Raw genomic sequence first — 17,965 nt, forward strand, 5'->3', positions numbered from 1 at the left:
ACTCATGCGTTCTAAAAAATTATTTTTGCTCGATGCCATGGCATTGATTTACAGAGCCCATTTTGCTTTTATCAAAAATCCAAGAATAACCTCAACAGGCGTGAATACAAGTGCTGTTTTTGGGTTTACCAACACCATGCTCGAGGTGATAAAAAAAGAAAAACCAACGCATTTTGCCGTTTGTTTTGACACCAAGGCTCCTACTTTTAGGCATATAGATTTTCCTGAGTACAAAGCCCAAAGAGAAGCTCAACCTGAGGATATAACCACTGCCATACCTTTGGTAAAAAGACTGGTAAAGGCCATGAATATCCCATTGATAGAACTAGATGGTTTCGAGGCTGATGATGTGATTGGAACTTTGGCGAAGAAAGCTCCAAAAGACGAATTTGATGTCTTTATGTACACCCCTGATAAGGATTATGGCCAGTTAGTAGATGAGCATATTTTCTTGTACAAACCGGCATTTTTAGGAAATGGCATAGAAGTTATGGGTGTTCCTGAAATATTGGCGAAATGGGAAATCAGCAGAATTGACCAGGTAATTGACATGCTTGGGTTGATGGGTGACAAAGTAGATAACATTCCGGGCATACCGGGTGTGGGAGAAAAAACGGCGGTAAAATTACTCCAAGAGTATGATTCTATTGAGGGTATATTGGCGAACGCTGACAAAATACCGAATAAAATCGGGGAGAAAATTAGAGCTGGAAAAGAAAGTGCTTTGATGTCAAAACATTTGGCTCGTATCGAAATAAATGTACCTGTCGAATTTGACGAGGAAGACCTCAAGATGTGTGAACCGAATACGGAGGAACTTTCAGCACTTCTTGATGAGTTGGAGTTTAGAACCTTGAAAACGAGATTGATCAAATCTGACGGCAGTAACCAAGACCTCAATAAACCAGAGACTAAAGACAAACCAAAAGCAGAAACCAATCAAATGTCGCTTTTTGGAGCTACTGAGGAGGAAGAAGTGGAAAAAGAAGTCAAAGAAAAAGATACTATTAACTCGGTCGTACACGATTATTATTTGATAGAAGGCAAAGAACAAAGAGCCGAATTGATAGAATATTTAATGGCTCAAGACGAGATATGTTTTGACACAGAAACCACAGATGTTGATGCCATCGATGCCGAGATCGTCGGACTTTCATTCGCTTACCGAGCAAAAGAAGCATTTTATGTACCTTGCCCACCGCGTTTTGAAGAGGCAAAAGCGGTTTTGGAAGAATTCAGGTCAGTGTTTGAAAATGAGAAAATCATGAAAATTGCTCAAAACCTGAAGTACGACTTGACCATTTTGAGCAATTATGGCATCGAGATCAAAGGAACTTTATACGACACCATGCTGGCACACTATATTGTGGAGCCGGAGCAAAGACATGGTATGGATTATTTGGCGATGAATTATCTCAACTACGAGCCGGTAAGTATAGAAACCCTGATAGGAGGCAAAGGCAAAAAACAAGGAAACATGCGAGATGTGCCGTTGGAGGCCATTAAAGAATATGCGGCTGAAGATGCTGACATTACGCTTCAGCTCAAAACCATTCTCGACAAAGAACTCAAAAAAACCAGCCAAGAAAAGTTGTTGTACGAAGTCGAAGTACCTCTGGTAAGTGTTTTGAGCAGTATGGAGCGTGAAGGGGTAAAACTTGACGTGCAAGCCCTACAAGATCTTTCAGATACTCTTCACAAAGATTTGGTGATTACTCAGTCAGAGATTTTTGAAATAGCTGGAATGGAATTCAATGTTGGTTCGCCCAAACAATTGGGAGAGATTCTTTTCGAGAAAATGAAAATAGATGAGAAGCCTAAGAAAACGCCAACGGGTCAATATGCTACGGGTGAAGATGTACTGAGCAATTACGAAGCCGAGCACGAAATCGTGAAGAAAATCTTAGATTTTAGGGAATTGAGCAAATTGAAGAGTACGTACGTAGAAGCCTTGCCACAGTTGATTTCGAAGAAAACGGGAAGAATACATACTTCATATAATCAAGCAGTTACAGCAACTGGACGTTTGAGTTCAACCAATCCAAACCTACAGAATATTCCGATAAGAACCGAGCGAGGACGTGAAATACGTAAGGCATTCATTCCACGTGATAGCGATCATTTGATACTTTCTGCCGATTACTCTCAAATAGAATTACGGATAATGGCAGCCTTTAGCGAGGACGCAAGTATGGTGGAAGCCTTTAACCAAGGCATTGATATTCACTCCACTACAGCCGCAAAAGTATTTGGTGTAGAATTGGCGGATGTCAATTCTGACATGCGTAGAAAGGCTAAAATGGTAAACTTCGGTATCATTTATGGTATTTCGGCTTTCGGTTTGGCTCAAAGATTGGGTATTCCGAGAGGTGAGGCAAAAGATATCATAGACGCCTATTTCACACAGTTTCCAAACGTGAAAACCTTTATGGACGAATGTATCAATAAAGCCAGAGAAACAGAATACGTTGAGACCATATTAGGTAGAAGGAGATATTTGAGAGATATCAACTCAAGAAACCAAACCAATAGAGGTTTTGCAGAAAGAAATGCTATAAATGCACCTATTCAAGGTTCGGCAGCCGATATGATAAAAGTGGCGATGATAAATATCCACGATTTTATGAAAGCTGAAAAGCTAAAATCAAAGATGATATTGCAGGTACATGACGAATTGGTTTTTGATGCTCACATTTCAGAAATTGAATATCTAAAAGAAAAAGTGGATTATTTCATGGTAAATGCCATTCCGATGAAAGTGAAGATAGAAACAGGCATAGGAGTTGGTAAAAACTGGCTGGAGGCACATTGAATTATTAAAATTTTTGATTCAGATTTTAAAAGAGGAAAGCGGACACGTCTTCCTCTTTTTTTATTGCGTATTATTTCAAAAATACCCTAAAACAGTGACCATCGTCATAGGAATATTCACGATTGTTTTGGTCATTTATATTGAAATGAAGAAAAAGAAAAAAGGCATTCTCAATATAAATAATGAAAGATTTTAAAACTCTGAACCTTTGGCCGTACAAGTTCAAAAAATGGTCTATTCCATTGATTATAATTGGAATAGCGTTTCTTACAGCATACCAAAAAGGCATTAAACCCGAGTGGGGGAATATCAAAGTTTTTGCTGTGGCTAGCACTTATCTCGAAAACCGGTTTCTTCAAATAGTACAAACCAACTTAATGGATGAAATAGGTTTTGTCTGTTTGATGTCAGGAATTGGGTTGTTGATTTTAACACAAGAAATTAACGAAAAATTAGTCTTTAATGAATATCGGCTTAGAGCATTTATAATCGCTTTGAAAATAACACTGGGTATATGGTTGGTTAGTTACCTTGTTCTTTTTGGCTATATTATTTTCCCTGTTTCAATGCTCATGTTCCTTATTTTTCTAGTCGTTTATTATGCATCTTTTAGATATCTCAAAAGCGAACTTTATTTTAAAAACTAAACAATAAAATTATGAAAACTAAACTAGTTTTGGTCTCTGCCCTACTTTTTTCAACCATAAGTTCTTGTGACTTAATTGAATCCATAAAGCCCAATGGCGACCTCGGTGGAACGCAGTCGGCAATGGGTGAAGTCGGGAATACCTTTAGTTTGGGTACGATTTCGGGCATAAGTTCTGCTACAGCGGAGGTAAAAACCTTAAATTCTGGCATAAGTACCATTACTGCTTCTGCCACAATTTCAGATCCAACCCTATTGACCATAGCGAAAAATATCCCTGACCTCATCGTTGATGGAAACAAAGTGAGCGTTACCAAAAAATATAGAATTACCGACGAAGGAATTCAAAATGTTTATGAGGATGGAAACTTCACACTCGTAAAATACAGCGATAAAGTGGGTCAAAAATACACACACAAAGTAGATGGAAAAACTGTGACAAGAGAAATAGAATATATCTCGACAGACAATGAGTATCCTTATGGTTTTATGGAAATAAAAGTCATGAAAATAGCCGAAACAGGAAGAGGAATAGCTGGAGTTTCCAAAATAGAATACATTACCAATCACAAATTTGGTTTGGTTGGATTTAAAACGTATTTCGAAGATGGAAGTTCTAAAGAGGTGCGGTTTTACAGCAAAGTTTAAAGCAAAAAAGCTCCGAATACATGAAAATTGCCTTCGTGCATTCGGGGCAAATTCAAATCTTTCTACTTCGTAAGTGTTAATACCACACGACTTTTTTCAACCCCATTTTCTTCCAAAACCAACTCAAAGCTATCTTGGTCGCAGTTTTCACAGGCTTCTTGATTGAGGATGGTATATTTCCAATTGTTATTCGTAAAAGTCCAAAAAGTAGAGCCCATGGTACCTTCATGCACCTCCTCCCCTTTTAATATTACCAAATCAGGTTTTTGGCTAATGGGCTTGCCTTTGCTCCAAGATGCATAGCGGAGGTCACCATTCTGAAGTCTATCCACACGCACCATCAGATTTTTTGACTTACCAACAAAAACATTGCTCTCCCATTGGTTTACCGAAGGATGAATAACCGATTGAATCATTTTCGTTAGCGACTTTTCTAAAGACATTTCCTTTTCTGAAAAATAATTTATACTTACTATTCCAGATTCGTCGTACCAGATTTCACCATGAAAAACATCTCCAACCATTCCATATAAGCCATTTTTCACGAAAACTTCCTTCTGATTGAACTTAGGAACCAACTTCTTGAATTTGGCATCAAAAAGATTAGGATAATAAGCCACAAATTCCTTGGCGTTTTTAATGTTTGGTATTGGATTAGGCCTTTGAAGTGGATAATTAACAAATTTGGCCAATTCTGCAGCCTTATTTTGGTTTATCAAATTCAGAATCTTTTTACCCAACACTAAACCAGCTTTCGGGTCTTGGGCAAACGTTTGATCAGAAAAAAGCAATAGACCAAGCCAAAAAGCAACAAAAATTCTCATCATCGATACAAAAATTAATGGTGCAAATTACTATAAAATTTAGCCTTCAGAATTTTTTGCTCGCAAAAATCATAACAAAAAATGCCATTCTTGAAAATTCAAAAATGGCATTCTTTGTAAAATTTAACCTCAAACTACATCTTATCTGGTGTGATTGGAGCCGGTACAACGTTTTTAACAGGTTTTAAACTTTTCAGATACATAAACATGGCATGTGCATCCTCGTCCTTGATGTTTCTATAATTCTGCCAAGGCATCGGGGGTAGCAGCATTCTTTCAGAATCCAGACCTTTGTATCGACCTTCTTTAATAGCTTTTTTGAATTGTTCCTCCGTCCAGTTCCCAATTCCAGTTTCGTCGGGTGTTATGTTGGCCGCAAAAGTGACTCCCCACGGGCCCGCACCCGCGGCGAGATCGGGGTAAAAGACCGCAAAGCCCTCTTTAATTTTCTTTTCATCAAACTTGACAATTGGCCGATCCGAAGGATAACCCGATAACAAAAGCTCTTGAATGACTTCAGGTCCATTGGGACCCATTTTTTTGGGAGAGTGGCAGTCATTACAACCCATAATTCCAACTAAATATTCGCCTTTTTTCACTACATCTTCAGGGCGTTCCTCCGCTTCTACGACTTGTTCAGCGGCTTGTTCTTGTTTTGAGCTACACGAAATGGAATAAAAGGCAATGCTTGTACAGAGCAAAATTGCCAAAGGGTAAAATTTTCCTTTCATTTTCAGGGGTTTAAAAGTGAGTCAATTAGGGACGGCAGATTTCATGGCTCTACCATTTCGGATTCAATTTTATACAAAAAGAAAATATTTACCACTTAATTAATTAAAAATCTGGGTAATTTTTTATCGAGCGTAATTTTTAAGCCGAAAATCAGATACATAAATCATAATAAGCTTTGTAATATCTTAAAAAAGAACAGTTAAGAAACTCAGTTCTGGTTTTGAGACTTTACCCATTCAATGATTATAGGATATAAGTCGGGGATAGTTTCTCCTTTACTCTTGTTGCTGTATAGGTCTTTTAACTCCTTGTAGAAATCAGAAAATCGATAATACTTCCTACGGTTCTCCATTAAAGAAATCCTTGCATTTTCTATAACTTTTTGATCTTCAGGGCCAAATTTATCCATAGTATAAAGCAAGTAAACCGCATGAGTCATATACTCATTAAAAACTTTATAACCAGTACTATAATTACCTTGACCTGAATTCAACTTTAGCCATTTTGACATATTCTCACTACCCATAATGACATTCAAATCATCCTTAAACCTGTCGCTAACTGGGTTGACGTAATTGTGATCTATTTCGGTCATAATTATGCCCGTGTATCTGCCTCGATTTTGTGCGGTATTTGTCTCATAATCTCTGGCATCTGCCACCCACATAACGCACTTTTTACCTCCTCTAGCATTAAACCTCCGTGTAAAATGAACGCCTCCCATCAATGGACTCACCACAATATCATAAAAATCATATCTCGCAGGAAATTGCTCCTCCAACCATCTTTGTTGTTGATCAACTTCAGAGAAGGCTCTTACCTTTTCTAAATTTTGCTGATAATATTCAGAATGATCCTGGTAAAAACCCTCAAAGTTGGTTTCTTTGGCAAATCGAGTAAGATCTTTCCTTTTGATATTTTTGGAAATGCTGTATTGCAGTCTATGCATTAAAGGATATTTAAAATCTCTTCTAAATTTTCCCTTTCGCCATTCGGTATTATATGCCAAATGGAGGTTGTGCCGATAAATATTGGCTGATTCCTTTAGCGATTTGTTGAGTTTCTGAACCAAGGGATGCGACCGATACTTACCAAAATAAGCCATAACATCTTGATAATAAACGCCCTCTGAATCAATGAGTAGTTTATGAATATTTTCGTTACCCGCATAAATACTTGTGTCGGTAAGTGCAAACAAAATGTGCATCAGTTCATAGGACTCAGGGCAGGTATAAGTGGTGTTCAAATGCTTTACCGTAACCTCACCTTTTGAAGTTTGGCACGTACTTTTGTGAGAACTAAAAACAAAAAAAAGTAATACTGAGAACAATTTAAAAACACATTTCATTGAATATCAATTATTTATAATTATTAAAATAGGTACAGTTCAGTTTTTTTAAACCTCAGACCAGGGTCATTAATCTCCGTGGTTTCAAAAATGAAATTAATTAAAGAGAAAGTGCCTTCATACACCTTCAACTGGCTATATACCGTCATACCCAGTAGTTTCCATTGTAGAATTCCATGAACCGTGTATTTGAGCATATTGTGGTTATTTACAGTTTTGTATTCAACATTTTGAACCTGCCAATTTAAACCCGAAACCAATCCTACTAAGCCAGAATAATCAGTAAGTTCAACTTGTCCATTGCCTTTATCAGAAACTAGGACGTTCAAGTGAATTTGTGTCAAAAGTCCGTTTTCCAATTCAATTCTCTTCAAACCAGAACCTTGCGGCAAATTACTGCCCGTTACTACCTTACGATTTTCTTGATTGATGGAAACAATATTTTTTTTATGTTTTTTGGGGGAGGTCATAAATGACAGTAAACCAAAAATAAAAACTACTAAGGCAAAACCACTTAAGTGTTTAATACCTAAAAGAATAACCTTGAAGCCTACAAAAATAAAATAAAGAAATAATCCGATATTGAGCAAACTCCAGAAAAACATAGTCATGTTGATAGCAATGGTTTAAGAAGGTGATTTTGAATTATTGTGAAATATTAAAAGCAAAATCGAAATCTATGATAGTAAACGCACAAAAAATTTAAAAGAAGTTCAAACAAATAATTATTGAGAACAAGTTGGCCAACGAGATGACATTTTATGAAGCGAGAATGTTTCCAATTAATTATAACCATGCCAAACTAGTTTATACAATAGAAGGAAGAATGATAATTAATTTTGAAAAAATAGCAGCCCTAAGTATTTCACTATACATTGTGATTGACTTTAACTCGAAAAATATTACTTTTCTACTATTTCTTTGTTGATTTTTAATTTTTTGAATGAAAAAAAAGTTAAAAATATTTTTTGTCCTGAAAAAATATTTTCATTTACATGCTGAAAAAGAACGCAAGATTGGAAAGATTTAAGAAAATATTGGTTTTATCGTTACTTTTTGTGCTAGGAATTGGCACTTTGAGTGGCTTTGCTACCAATTATTTTTCTGATTCAGAAGATTCAAATTCGCCAACTTATAACCAAAACAAAGAGGAACATCATCTAGATAAATTCATTTTGGCTGTGGCCGAAGTGGAAGAAATAGAGGAAGAAACAGGTGATGAAAAACATGACCTTTCCTATCTAATTCCTCTAGCTCAACAAAACTTCTTAAATTTCGTAGGTAGGAACGAAGTTCGCACCGTTCGAATTTCTTTTTCTTTATCGCACCGGTACACACGGAAATTATCCCTTGTTTATTTGTTTAGAAATATTCGAATTTGAGAGTAATGTAAAACAGGACCTCATGGCCTGACTACATTAAACGCTAACTATCTGTTAGACAAACTCTTAAATTTTGATATATGAATTCAAACCATCATATGGCTGGATTTGATGAACAACATTTGTTGCATCTATTACAGCATTATTTACCGGCACAAGCCCCATTGAAGGACTTTGTGCATCACAATACCTTGCATGGGTTTCAGCACTTGTCCTTCCCAGATGCATTGAGAACCGCAAGGACGATTTTCGGTTATAAAACTTCCTTATCTCTTGATGAATATCGGATTTTTTACTCCGAAGGAAAAATTTCCGAAAGTGCTATTTATCAAACCATTATAAAAGATAAAGGAGAAAACTATCTCGAATTTTGGTTAGAAAACCTCAAAAACAAGAACTTCGACAACGACACAGAGGCGAGAATAGGGGCTGTTAGAAACCATTGGAAAGAAGTCTATCAAATCGATTTAGACTCTATGGTTCAGCCGATTTTGTTTCGGCTTTTGTGTTCTTACCTGGACCAAGGCATAGCCATTTGGAGGTTTCCCTTGGAGAAAAAAGGCTTTCTCGAATCTGTATATGAACTCGAGAAAAACGGATTATTCTCGATATTTAAAACCGATAGAATCCGAAAATTATTTCTCTCGAAGGAATTCTCGCTTTCAGGCCTTTTGGAAATGCTTGTTGGAGACGAAAGTCTTTACGAACAATATATATTTGACCAACAATTTTCGCATCAAGGATGGTCTGGAATGGTTTCGGTCATAGAGACACTCCCAGAAACATTGTTGGAAACTAGAAATATCTCTCTTCTAGATCTAATTAAGCTAGAATGTTTCTTAGAACTGGATGCCATAGAATCAAGAATGGGCAAAAAGTGGAAATCTATAGGTAAAAGTATTATCCATAAACCTATTTCATTGTTTTCAGAAGTCCCTCAAACAGAGTACTTTGAAACTTTAAATCTTTGGCAAAAGGCATTTGAGTGGACTTATTACGAACCAGTTTTACATGGTCTGCAGGAAAACAAGAGAGAATACCAGACCCCACAAGCGTTCCAAAAAAGTTTCCAGGCCATGTTTTGTATCGATGATCGGGAATGCTCATACAGGAGATATCTTGAAGTTTTAGATTCCAAATGCGAAACTTTCGGCACACCTGGTTTTTTTGGTGTTGAGTTTTTCTTTAAACCCATTGAAGGGAAATTTTATACCAAAGTCTGTCCAGCACCTGTCACTCCCAAGTTTTTGATAAAAGAAGAGGGGAAGGAAAGAAAAATGGAAGTAGACGCCCATTTCTCAAAACACAGCCACAATTTCATAAGTGGTTGGCTTATAGCCCAAACGCTTGGATTTTGGTCGGCTTTCAAACTTTTTCTGAATATTTTCAAGCCTTCCATGGGCCCAATGGTAAGCCATTCGTTCAAACACATGGACAGTGGCTCAAAATTATCCATCGAGCATGTAGGCGAATTTGAAAATGACTTACAAGTAGGTTTCAAGATTGAAGAAATGGTGAACAGGGTGGAGAATGTTTTAAAAAGTATTGGTTTGGTGAAGGATTTTGCCCCACTTATTTATGTAGTAGGTCATGGAGCGAGCAGTATCAATAATCCTCACTATGCAGCTTATGACTGCGGAGCGTGTTCGGGTCGTGCAGGATCTGTGAACGCTCGTGTTTTCTCAACCATGGCTAACAAAACAGAGGTTCGAGACCAGTTAGCATTGCGAGGTATTATAATTCCTGACGAAACTCGGTTTGTGGGAGCATTGAGAGATACAACACGTGACGAAATCATGTTTTATGACATAGATACGCTTGACCATAATCATCAAACCTTACACAAAAACAACCTTACCAAGTTTGAAGAGGCCTCAAAAAGGAACTCTAAAGAGAGGTCAAGAAGGTTTGAGTCTATCAATACAGACTTGTCTATTGATGACATTCATAAAAAGATACTTCAACGCTCTGTTTCGCTATTTGAGCCGCGTCCTGAGCTCAATCATGCCACCAATGCACTTTGTATTGTCGGAAAACGTGAACTTACAAAAGGTATTTTTCTAGACCGAAGGTCTTTCTTGAATTCTTATGATGCCAAAATTGACCCAGAGGGAAATCGACTATTGGGTATTTTGAATGCTGCCGTACCGGTTTGTGGTGGGATCAACTTGGAGTATTATTTCTCAAGAGTAGATAATCAGAAACTAGGTGCTGGCTCCAAACTACCGCATAATGTGATGGGGCTTTTCGGGGTAGCCAACGGAATTGACGGTGATTTGCGACCTGGACTTCCCAATCAAATGATAGAAGTTCATGACCCAATTAGACTGTTGATGGTAATAGAGCAAAAGGCTGAAGTAGTGTTGGATGTAATAAAAAGAAATCCCGCTACCTATCAATGGATAGAAAACGGCTGGGTTTTGATAGCTACCATTGATCCTGTAAACTGTTCAATTTCGATTTTCGAAAATGGTGAAATGGTGGAATATACTCCTCAGGATACTAAAATCGAGCAAATTACAGACTTAGGAAGCTTGGTAGAGAGTGGTATGGAAAATTTGGAAATTTATAAATATGAAGCTTGATATGGAATTAGTATTGCAGATTTTCATTCTAATCCCCCTATTTGGTTTCTTTTTGAGCCTTATCGTTCCAGAGACCAAAGAGGGATTTTTGTCGTGGATTGCTTTTGTAACTATCGGTATCCAGTTATTTCTAGCCATTGTTTATACTTTCGTTTGGCTTATCAAAGGAAGACCATCTGTTAATTTCAATACAGGAGATCTTTACCAAACAGAGGGTTATAGCTTCTTCTTGTCCTTTTATTTTGACAAAATCTCTGCCGCCTACTTATTGGTTGGAGGAATATTGGTCTCTTTGGTAACGAGGTTCAGCCGATACTATTTGCATAGAGAACCCGGCTATAAAAGGTTTTTCAATACGGTTTTGTTCTTTTATACAGGTTATAGCATTACCGTTTTGTCGGGTAATTTGGAAACGCTATTTGTTGGCTGGGAGATTTTGGGTATTTGTTCATTTCTACTTATTGCCTTTTACAGAAACCGTTATTTACCAGTTAAAAATGCGGTAAAAGTATTCTCCATTTACAGAATCGGCGACGTGGGTATCTTGTTGGCAATGTGGATGAGCCATCATCTGTGGCATGAAAACATCACCTTTCAAAAACTGAATAATTTTGAATTGGTGCATGAACATCTTCTGAGTCACTCTTCCACTGGCGTTTTTATAGCCATGATGCTTGTTTTAGCCGCGGCTGTAAAGTCAGCTCAATTGCCATTTTCGAGTTGGTTGCCCCGTGCCATGGAGGGTCCTACCCCATCAAGTGCCATTTTTTATGGCTCTTTGTCAGTGCATATTGGGGTGTTTTTGTTGCTTCGTACATTTCACTTTATTGAACAACAAACCTCTGTGAGGATTTTCATAGGCGTAATGGGATTAGTAACAAGTGTGGTAGCTACCGGAATTGGAAGGGTACAGTCTTCTATAAAAAGCCAGATTGCTTACGGATCTATTGCTCAAATAGGGCTAATATTCATAGAAGTGGCCTTGGGTTTACAAAACCTAGCTCTTTTTCACTTTGCAGGAAATGCTTTTTTGCGTACTTATCAACTTTTGGTTTCGCCGTCTGTTGTTACTTACCTTATCAGAGAGCAATTTTACAGATACTCACCGGATGATAAATCCATAGAGTCAAAATACCCAACAAAACTTGCTAACTCACTGTATATATTGTGTTTAAAAGAGTTCAATCTCGACAATTTTATGTACAGTTACCTATGGAATCCAATGAAAGTACTTGGCAAAAAGATACATTTCTTAAGCCTGAATAAGCTCATTGCTTTCTTTGTGCCTGTGTATTTACTGGGAATTGTTTTGTGGTTTTATCAGGCCAACTTTTCTGAAAAAATCATTCATATTCTGCCGATAGTTTTTTCAATTTTCGGTCTTTTGATGGTTTTAAAAGCCTTTACTGAAAGATTTAGAGCAAGAATGTCCTGGGTTTTGATTTTACTGAATCACGCTTGGGTAGCTCTGGCTATCTCTTTCAACGAGCATTTTAGCCTGAGCCATGTTTTCTTGTATTTAGGTGGCATTGTGATTATGGGTCTTTTGGGCTATTTTACTTTGCAAAGAATAAAAAACTTGGAGGGAAATATAGACCTCGACCGCTTTCATGGCCATGTTTATGAGCACCCAAGAATCGCCTTCGCATTTTTTATCGCCTGTTTGGGAGTGAGTGGATTTCCCATCACACCCTCATTTGTAGGTGAAGATTTGATTTTCTCTCACATTCACGAGGACCAAATTCTGCTGGCACTTCTGACTGCCTTGAGTCTAATAATGGATGGTCTGGCCATCATCAGAATATTCGCTCGGGTGTTTTTCGGGCCTCATACCAAAACCTACCACGAGGTAGCTTATCGTTCGTCATAAATAATCGCCGAAAGGCATAAAAAATAATTAAAATGAATACAGAAAATAAAAAACTTAAAATTCCTTTAGACGGCTTGGCTGGACTTAAAGAGAACTTCTCAACCGACGCAATATCGGGTTTTATCGTATTTTTACTTGCTTTACCGCTCAGTTTGGGTATAGCCAAAGCCTCAGAGTTTCCACCCATTATGGGTTTGGTTTCGGCCATTATAGGTGGTTTGGTGGTCAGCTTTTTTATGGGTTCAAGATTGACCATCAAAGGTCCTGCAGCTGGTTTGATAGTAATCGTCGCCGGAGCTGTAAATGAGTTTGGAGGTGGAGAAACGGGCTGGCATTTGGCTCTAGGAGCTATGGTAGTCTCTGGAGTTATTCAGATATTGTTTGGTGTTTTTAAAATGGGCAAATTGGCGGACTTTTTTCCTCTTTCGGCCATCCACGGAATGTTAGCAGCCATTGGTATCATCATTATTGCCAAGCAAATACCCATATTGTTGGACATCAATCCTGCATTGCTCAAGGGTAAAGACCCGCTAGAATTGCTGGCCTCTATTCCTAACTTTGTAATGCACATGGATCCTAAAGCAACGTTGGTGGGTTTGGTGAGTTTCAGTATAATGATGATTTGGCCGCTTTTGGACAGTCCCATCAAAAAAATACCAGCTCCTCTGATGGTTTTAATGTTTGCTATCCCAGCCGAGCTGATGCTTGATTTCCAAACCACAGAGCCCGCTTATGCCTTGGTTCATATCGGTAATCTTTTGGAAAACATCAAAATAAATGTTGATTTTGGTGGATTTGCTCAAACGGGAGTTTTTATAAAATATGTCATTATGTTTGCCCTAGTGGGTACTTTGGAGTCGCTTTTGACAGTTAAAGCTATTGACATGTTAGACCCTTTTAAGCGAAAATCAAATACCAACAAAGACCTGATAGCCGTGGGTATAGGCAACACAATTTCAGCTATTTTGGGAGGTTTACCGATGATTTCAGAAGTGGCAAGGAGTTCGTCAAATGTAAATAACGGGGCCAAAACTCGTTGGGCCAATTTCTTTCATGGCTTCTTTATTCTGAGCTTTGTATTGTTGGCCTCGCACTTGATAGAGTTGATACCTAATACAGCACTAGCGGCTATGCTCATAACTGTAGGTATTAAATTAGCCCATCCACGTGAATTTATTCATACTTTCAAAATAGGCAAAGAGCAACTGGCCATTTTTTTGGTTACGATTTTCTTTACTTTATTTGAAGACTTATTGGTAGGTATAGCAGCCGGTATGATCTTGAAATTAATCATTCATACTTATCATGGTGCTCCAATTTTGGCTCTTTTTAAAGCTCCAGTTGTAGTATCTTTTACTGACAATGAATATCTGGTTGAAATAGACAAAGCGGCTGTTTTTTCAAACTTTTTGGGCATTAAAAGCAAGCTGGAGGCCATTCCACCAGGTTTTAAAGTTATCATTGACCTCAAAAACACCAAACTCGTGGACCACTCCGTGATGGAGAGTCTTCATAATTTTGAGCATGATTATACCGCACAGGGCGGCACTGTGTCTATAGTAGGCCATGAAGAACATCAGCCTGCTTCTAATCATGCCCTAGCAGCTCGATTTAAAAAATAATTCTCAAAAAAAACACTAATTTCGCCCTCATATTGAAAAAAGATGAGGTCGGAATTGGTGTGTAATCATAACAAAAATGAAGAAAATAACGGTAATCTTTACCGCCCTTCTAGGGCTTGTACTCAGCAATTCTTTTGCCCAAAAAAAAAGCCAAAACAACAATATTTGGCTGCATTATGTTGGCAAAAACAAAATAGCCAAAAAAACCTTTTTTACATTGGAAGCCACCATGCGATATGCCAATGGCTTTTCCGAAAAACAGCAATACTTTATAAGACCATCAATTGAATATCAAACAAATAAGCATCTGGCTTGGAGTGTCGGCTTTACTCACTACAACACTTTTGTTTATGGCAATCCTGCTCTAAATAAAAGGCCCATTCCTGAAAATCACATATGGATTCAGGCAAATTTTACACACCAAATAGGAGATTTAAGAATTACGAATCGCCTACGTGATGAAAATCGCTGGGTGGGATTGGCAACAACAAATTCTACCACGGGTGAATTAGAAATCACTGATTACGCTTATCGTAATAGACTAAGGTACATGCCTCTTCTTACCTACCCAATCGTTAAAAAAGACAAAAAAACGCTCTTGAGTGCATTTGTAGGTGATGAGGCCTTTATAAATATTGGTAAAAAAGCCGGAGCTACTTTGTTCAATCAAAATAGAATTATTGCCGGTTTGGGGTACACATTATCCAAGAGTAGTCAGGTACAGCTGAGTTTTATCCAGCAGCAAATCTGGAATTTTACGGATACCATAGAAGAAAGTAATCCTACCTTGCGTATTTCTTACCTTTCCAATCTGGACTTTAGTAAACATTGAATTTAAATTTTGAAGACCAGCGAAATTGGTTAGTCTTCAATTCAAAAGATAAAAACCTCTAAAACTCTCTTATTTAATCTTAGAAAGTTCTCTAATTTAAATATAAGCATGAGTTTTAGAGGTAATTTTAGCTAATTTTAAATTCGTCTGATTTTTAAAGAACTTAGAATCATTTTTCAAATCGATAATTCTTCCCCGCACCTTGAGAATAATATTTTAACCTACCCAAGCCTAAAAATGAATGTCTTGGCTTTAGTAGAATATCTTAGTCCGAATTCTTTTAAAGTACAATTAGGTGTAGTACTTACTAGACCTTGATTGCTTAATTAAACTTTACTGATCAGCGTGCTTTACTTCACCTGATATTCGTCTTTGGGCCACATATCTGTATTAACATCTTTATTATCAAGAAGTTTACCATTCTGAACAACTTTCAAAGTGTTCAAGAAATTACTCATAATCACCTTGGCATCGATATTAGCTCTTTTGTAAAAATCTAACGTAAAAGGATCATCAAATCTTTTGAGAATGGTTTCTCTATCAAAGTTAAGGGGAGATTCCGAGCCGATAAAAAGCGATTCCTGAATTTCGTAGACATACGGAAAAACCGCACCAAAACTATGTTTGATTCGTTCAGTCGGGGCCCAAGTGACCGCTATTCCCCTAGGTTTTAGTTTTGACTTCAGTAGACTGAAATATTCTACGGAATACAGATTTCCTGCAAAAGATGACCTAGGGCGGAGAGCATCGGCTTCCAGAACATCATACAACATTTCAGAACTCTGAATATCCTTTCTTCCATCCTCCAACTTTAAGTTCAGCCTTTTGTCGTTCAAAATTAAATATGCCGAACTGTCTTTTGTTCGTTTTACATATTCATAAAGCACATTAGGCTGGCTTTTTATGACTTCCCAACAAACAAGCTGTTTGGTGTTGGTCCTTCCCGAAGCTCCATAAAGTGTACCCGCTGACCCTAGTCCTATGATACCAATTCGCTCAGGGTTTGGATGAACAAAGGCCGGAACAGCACCTAGCATGATATGGAAATAATCGGTTCGCATTGGAAAATGACTTTGCCCTAGACCGTTTATAAATACCGTCGACTCCGTTTCTCCAATTTTGATGGAAGACAAGGCAGTCTTATCCTCACTGAAAATGAATTTAGACTCTTCCCTCATACCTGAAACTACTTTCCAAAATTCTTGCTTTCCTGGCACTAAAAGTACCAAAACCAATAAAAAAAGGCTCAACAATACAGGATAAAGCCAATTAATCAATCTTTTATACCAAAGAATTCCTATATATAAAAACCCTGTAAGAATCAATAATTTAAGAGTAAGTGAGGTGCCTAATATTTCGAAACCTATCAAGGAAGCAAACCAAGCCCCCGCGGTAGAACCGGCAATATTGATAAACTGTAGAGAACCTAACTTTTTCCCGACCAAAGAAAAATCGTTTTGGATGATGTTCTGAGAAATACTAAAACTGAAACCCATTATAAAGGTGGGTACCGACATCAAAAACACCGGAATGATAAACATGGTGGTCATTCTTAGCTTAAAACTCGGGATTTCATCATAGCCTTCAAAAAAACCTCTGAGCGGTTCAAGAAAGCCTAGATTTTCAATAGAAAGATAAAGAATAACCATACTCAAGGCCACATAGGTATACAAAACCGTTTGAACTCGGAGAAAAGTTTTAAGTTTACCACTTTTATATTTCTTATTGTATAAAACGCCCAACCAGGTTCCAATAGCCATCGAACCCAAATAAATGGTCAGAATTATGGAGAAAGTCACTGCATAAGACTTCATCATGACATCTATCATCCTAAACCAGATAATCTCGAATGATATGGCCGTAAAACCAGATATAAAATACTGAATCAACCAAAATTTGAAAGGAACATTTAGTTCTTCTTCAATTACCTTATTTGAAGGCAATTCGTTCACATCTTGTTGATTTTCAGTACTCTTCCCATACAAACCAAAGATGAGAACAGACAAACCACAAAAGAAATTTAAAGCAGCAGCAACATAAATGGCGTTTTCAAAACCCATTTTTGGTATTAAGTAAAACGAAGTAACCATGGTGCCTATTGCTGCCCCGAGGGTATTGGTAAAATAAAGAAGGCTTATGAAATTACCTTGATTTCCGATGTTTTTGAAAGCCTTCGAGAGTAAAGGAAGCGAAACACCCATCAAAAATGTTGGTATTAAAAGCAAAAGAAATAAGGTAAGGTACAAGTAAATAGAACCCAACTGAAAGCTGCTATTGGCCACAAACATCCAATCATAGAAAAGGATTTTGCTAAAAAGAGCAAATACGCCGATGCCCACCTCAGCGGCGAAAAAATACAAGATGTGTTTGCCTTGTTTCAGGCGGTCAGAAAGATACCCACCAACCAAGTAGCCAATTCCTAAACCTGCCATAAATGCAGAGACTATCAAACTAATGTTGACCGAACTTATACCTGTAAAAAAAGCTAGCCACCTTTGCCAAATAACCTGATAAACGAGAGCCGCGAAGCCCGAGAAAAAATAAATTGAAATTAAAAACAGGGATGTAAAACTTTTACTTTTGGGAATATTATTCATATAGGTTTTCTGTATACTTACTTACAAAAGACCAAAATAGAGAATAATATTCTTAATTGAAGTTTTT

Annotated in this window: 13 protein-coding genes; 8 read left to right on the forward strand and 5 right to left on the reverse strand. The window is 37.5% G+C overall.

All coding sequences use genetic code 11. The annotated features are described in order from the left end of the window. The first annotated feature begins 4 nt into the window (after window positions 1–4). The 3 genes from polA to EGI31_RS21725 all read left to right on the forward strand — a co-directional run bounded on the left by polA (window position 5) and on the right by EGI31_RS21725 (window position 4,106). A complete protein-coding gene (gene polA, locus EGI31_RS21715) occupies window positions 5–2,812 on the forward strand; it encodes a DNA polymerase I (RefSeq protein ID WP_255039291.1) in 2,808 nt (935 codons plus the stop codon). A 182-nt stretch (window positions 2,813–2,994) separates the two neighbouring features. Continuing rightward, complete coding sequence (locus tag EGI31_RS21720) at window positions 2,995–3,459, forward strand: hypothetical protein (RefSeq protein WP_255039292.1); 465 nt, start codon at window positions 2,995–2,997, stop codon at window positions 3,457–3,459. An 11-nt stretch (window positions 3,460–3,470) separates the two neighbouring features. After that, a complete protein-coding gene (locus EGI31_RS21725; protein ID WP_255039293.1) occupies window positions 3,471–4,106 on the forward strand; it encodes a hypothetical protein in 636 nt (211 codons plus the stop codon). Window positions 4,107–4,168: 62 nt separating this feature from the next. On the opposite strand, the gene EGI31_RS21730 is transcribed toward EGI31_RS21725, so the two are convergent. The 4 genes from EGI31_RS21730 to EGI31_RS21745 all read right to left on the reverse strand — a co-directional run bounded on the left by EGI31_RS21730 (window position 4,169) and on the right by EGI31_RS21745 (window position 7,621). Further along, window positions 4,169–4,933, reverse strand: coding sequence for a hypothetical protein (locus EGI31_RS21730; protein ID WP_255039294.1), 765 nt, complete (start codon window positions 4,931–4,933; stop codon window positions 4,169–4,171). A gap of 131 nt (window positions 4,934–5,064) precedes the next feature. Continuing rightward, window positions 5,065–5,661, reverse strand: a complete 597-nt coding sequence (locus EGI31_RS21735) for a c-type cytochrome (RefSeq protein WP_255039295.1) — start codon at window positions 5,659–5,661, stop codon at window positions 5,065–5,067. Between the two features lie 209 nt (window positions 5,662–5,870). Beyond that, window positions 5,871–7,010 (reverse strand): DUF4932 domain-containing protein, encoded by a 1,140-nt coding sequence (locus EGI31_RS21740; RefSeq protein ID WP_255039296.1) that lies wholly within the window; start codon window positions 7,008–7,010, stop codon window positions 5,871–5,873. Between the two features lie 23 nt (window positions 7,011–7,033). Then, the gene (locus EGI31_RS21745; protein ID WP_255039297.1) at window positions 7,034–7,621 is read right to left on the reverse strand and encodes a hypothetical protein; all 588 of its coding nucleotides are present in this window, start codon (window positions 7,619–7,621) and stop codon (window positions 7,034–7,036) included. Window positions 7,622–8,005: 384 nt separating this feature from the next. Between EGI31_RS21745 and EGI31_RS21750 the strand changes: the two genes are divergently transcribed. From EGI31_RS21750 to EGI31_RS21770, 5 genes are all read left to right on the forward strand, one after another. After that, window positions 8,006–8,392 carry a hypothetical protein gene (locus tag EGI31_RS21750; RefSeq protein WP_255039298.1) on the forward strand — a complete coding sequence of 129 codons (387 nt, stop codon included), beginning with the start codon at window positions 8,006–8,008 and terminating at the stop codon, window positions 8,390–8,392. A gap of 80 nt (window positions 8,393–8,472) precedes the next feature. Then, window positions 8,473–10,977, forward strand: coding sequence for a YbcC family protein (locus EGI31_RS21755; protein ID WP_255039299.1), 2,505 nt, complete (start codon window positions 8,473–8,475; stop codon window positions 10,975–10,977). Between the two features lies 1 nt (window position 10,978). Next, window positions 10,979–12,847 carry a proton-conducting transporter transmembrane domain-containing protein gene (locus tag EGI31_RS21760; protein ID WP_255039300.1) on the forward strand — a complete coding sequence of 623 codons (1,869 nt, stop codon included), beginning with the start codon at window positions 10,979–10,981 and terminating at the stop codon, window positions 12,845–12,847. A 32-nt stretch (window positions 12,848–12,879) separates the two neighbouring features. Continuing rightward, a complete protein-coding gene (locus tag EGI31_RS21765) occupies window positions 12,880–14,469 on the forward strand; it encodes a SulP family inorganic anion transporter (RefSeq protein ID WP_255039301.1) in 1,590 nt (529 codons plus the stop codon). Between the two features lie 76 nt (window positions 14,470–14,545). After that, window positions 14,546–15,301 (forward strand): DUF2490 domain-containing protein, encoded by a 756-nt coding sequence (locus EGI31_RS21770; protein ID WP_255039302.1) that lies wholly within the window; start codon window positions 14,546–14,548, stop codon window positions 15,299–15,301. A 350-nt stretch (window positions 15,302–15,651) separates the two neighbouring features. Here EGI31_RS21770 and EGI31_RS21775 read toward each other — a convergent pair whose 3' ends face one another. Beyond that, window positions 15,652–17,898, reverse strand: a complete 2,247-nt coding sequence (locus EGI31_RS21775) for a fused MFS/spermidine synthase (protein ID WP_255039303.1) — start codon at window positions 17,896–17,898, stop codon at window positions 15,652–15,654. Window positions 17,899–17,965: the final 67 nt, after the last annotated feature.

Source organism: Lacihabitans soyangensis (assembly GCF_024343775.1).
Lineage (GTDB): Bacteria > Bacteroidota > Bacteroidia > Cytophagales > Spirosomataceae > Leadbetterella > Leadbetterella soyangensis.